Here is a 2,465-nt window from a genome sequence, read left to right as displayed (position 1 = left end):
ATCCGGAAAAATCACAGAGGAGCTGAACGGCCAGTATGAGCTGGAGATGGTACTGCCTATCCACGAAGACAGCGGCTGGCAGTATGCGATCGAGTTTAACGTCATCAAGGCACGAGGGCAGCCCTTCCGGATCTATTCCAAGAAAAACAGCATGACGGAGCGGACGGTGTATGCCCGGCACATATTCTACGATCTGAACGGGCATTTCATCCTGTCTGCCCATCCAACTGATCTGAACGGGCAGGAAGCCCTGGAGTGGATCATGGACCACACCTACACCCACCGGGGCACGGCTGGAACAGCCCCCAAGCCGCCCTTCCGGGTGCATTCGGATATCCCGGACAAGCGCACTGCTTATTACGAGAAAATGTCCCCAACATCTGCGCTGCTGGGGGCTGAAAACAGCTTTGTGAATCGCTGGGGCGGGGAGCTGCTGCGGGACGGGTACGACATTTACATCAACGAACGCCGGGGCAGGCAGGACGCATTCCGGCTGCGACACGGTGTGAACATGGTGGCGGTGGAAGAATCCATTGACTGTAGTGACTATACCCCATGTGTCTATTGGGAGGCCACCATCCGGGGCGTTGAGAATGCAGCCAGGGGCGTTGCCGCATACCGGCAGCTGACCCTTCCGGTGCAGCCCATGACATTTCTGAAGGTGACAGTGGATGAATCCATTACGGACGACAAAGAAGCTACCAACGACGCCCTGCGGCAGGTGCAGGAGTATGTGGCGGCAAATTGCATGCCACAGGTGAACTACCGGGTGAATGTGGTGGATCTTCGGCGCATGGAGCTGTACAAGAATTTTGTGGGGCTGGCTGAGTACAGTGTTGGCGATACCGGCACAGTATACTCGGAGGAGCTTGGCATATGGACTAGCCAGCAGATCGTCAAAAGCACCATAGATGCAGTCACCGGAGAGGTGCAGTCCATCGAGCTGGGCAGCCTGCGGAAATCCATCGTGTCCTTTGCTGGGCTGACAGCGTCCTCCTACCAGTTTGAGCAGCAGCGGGCTGAAGAAGCGGCGAAGAACACCTACGGCTATCTGGGCACCATGCTGTACACCTATGAACGATTGAAAAATACGACGTACGCAGAACTTGCGGGAAAGGTGATGGTGAAATATGATTGAGATTCTGGAAACCGATAACGTGAATCTGGGACGGCAGAAGGCAAACACCAATTTTGAAACGATCCAGACCCATCTGGACAGCCAGGAGAACCCACACGGGGTGACGGCGGTGCAGATCGGTGCTGTTCCGGTAGACAGCTGGGGCACAGTCTGGGATGCCGGACAAGACCTGAACACGATTCTGACACCCGGCGTTTATGCCGCACCTACAAACGCCATTGCGGCGGCATGCAGCAGCTTGCCGGAGGGATACACAGCAAGCGGACAGGCATTTAAATTGATTGTGGAAACCACATCTACGGTCAATTTTCTGCGGCAGACCCTGATCGGCAGAACCGGTGTCATGTATGCCCGGACGTACAACGTCAGCAATGCGGCGTTCGGCACATGGGAAAAATACGTCACATCCGCTGAATTTGCTGCATTGGCAGCCAGGGTGGCGGCGTTGGAGGGTACTAATAGCGTCGATACGACAGAAAGTGAGGAATAGTATGGCATACGCAGTAATGAGCAGAAAATTTTTACAGTACGAAAACGAATTGAGCGTAGAGCGCATGGAGATCTGTGTGGACACTGCATCCGATCTGCCTACCGCTGACGGCATCACGGGCTGCAAAATCGCCCAGGGGTCCATCGCCTGGGACGTGTCCACCGGGGATTTCTACGGCATGTCGTCTACAGGCGAATGGATCAATCAGTCCGGCGGTGCAAACGCAGTCCAGACCCTGGAGCTGACCGCAGATGACTATCCGGTGGCGGTGGAAAGCGAGGTGACGGAGAATGACACTATGGGCGGCTCTGAAAGCGCAGAAGCTGGGGTACAGTGATGATCTGTTTGCCCAGCTGGCGGCGGAAAAACTGAACGGTGGGCGCATGCCCAGGAACACCATCGCCATTCCACACGGAAAAGGCACGTTTAAGGCAACCGCAGAGGGCAAAAATGTTGTGTGGCAATACGGGTCGCAAGAAATTCACGGGAACACCTGTGAATTCACCGTGACGGAGGACAATGCGCAGATTCTGGTCTCTTTTGACGGTTTATTGACAAAATTTGAAAACAAATCGGATGCGCAGACCCTGCTGGATTTGTCAGATTTGGGCGGCTTGGCAACCAATTATTTAAATCTATACAACTGTTCAAATGTGACTGGTGATCTATCTGCCCTGGGCGGCAGGATAACCCATTATCTTGGGCTGTACAACTGTTCAAAAATAACCGGCAGCCTGTCCGACCTGGGCGGCAAGGTGACCTATTATTTAAACCTATACGGCTGTGCGAAGATAACCGGCAGCTTGTCCGACCTGGGCGGCAAGGTGACCTATTGGC

At 54.5% G+C, this 2,465-nt stretch carries 4 protein-coding genes; all 4 read left to right on the top strand.

All coding sequences use genetic code 11. The annotated features are described in order from the left end of the window. Nucleotides 1-1,138: phage tail spike protein (locus tag RUM_RS10935; RefSeq protein WP_157864632.1), on the top strand; the 1,138-nt coding region annotated here is incomplete at its 5' end. Beyond that, nucleotides 1,131-1,628 carry a pyocin knob domain-containing protein gene (locus tag RUM_RS10930; protein ID WP_015559158.1) on the top strand — a complete coding sequence of 166 codons (498 nt, stop codon included), beginning with the start codon at nt 1,131-1,133 and terminating at the stop codon, nt 1,626-1,628. The genes RUM_RS10935 and RUM_RS10930, both read left to right, overlap by 8 nt. Before the next feature lies 1 nt (nt 1,629). Beyond that, nucleotides 1,630-1,965 carry a hypothetical protein gene (locus RUM_RS10925; RefSeq protein ID WP_015559157.1) on the top strand — a complete coding sequence of 112 codons (336 nt, stop codon included), beginning with the start codon at nt 1,630-1,632 and terminating at the stop codon, nt 1,963-1,965. Next, the coding region (locus tag RUM_RS12875) for a hypothetical protein (protein WP_041326423.1) at nt 1,919-2,465 on the top strand (547 nt) is incomplete at its 3' end. The genes RUM_RS10925 and RUM_RS12875, both read left to right, overlap by 47 nt.

Origin of the sequence: Ruminococcus champanellensis 18P13 = JCM 17042, from assembly GCF_000210095.1 — a bacterium.
Classification (GTDB): domain Bacteria; phylum Bacillota; class Clostridia; order Oscillospirales; family Ruminococcaceae; genus Ruminococcus_F; species Ruminococcus_F champanellensis.
The sequence above is the reverse complement of the archived record's forward strand: the minus strand, read 5'-3'. Positions and strand labels throughout refer to the sequence as shown.

Coding starts and splice junctions, on each gene's coding strand:
- RUM_RS10930 (WP_015559158.1), top strand. CDS start 1,131: ATGATTGAGATTCTGGAAACCGATAACGTGAATCTGGGACGGCAGAAG.
- RUM_RS10925 (WP_015559157.1), top strand. CDS start 1,630: ATGGCATACGCAGTAATGAGCAGAAAATTTTTACAGTACGAAAACGAA.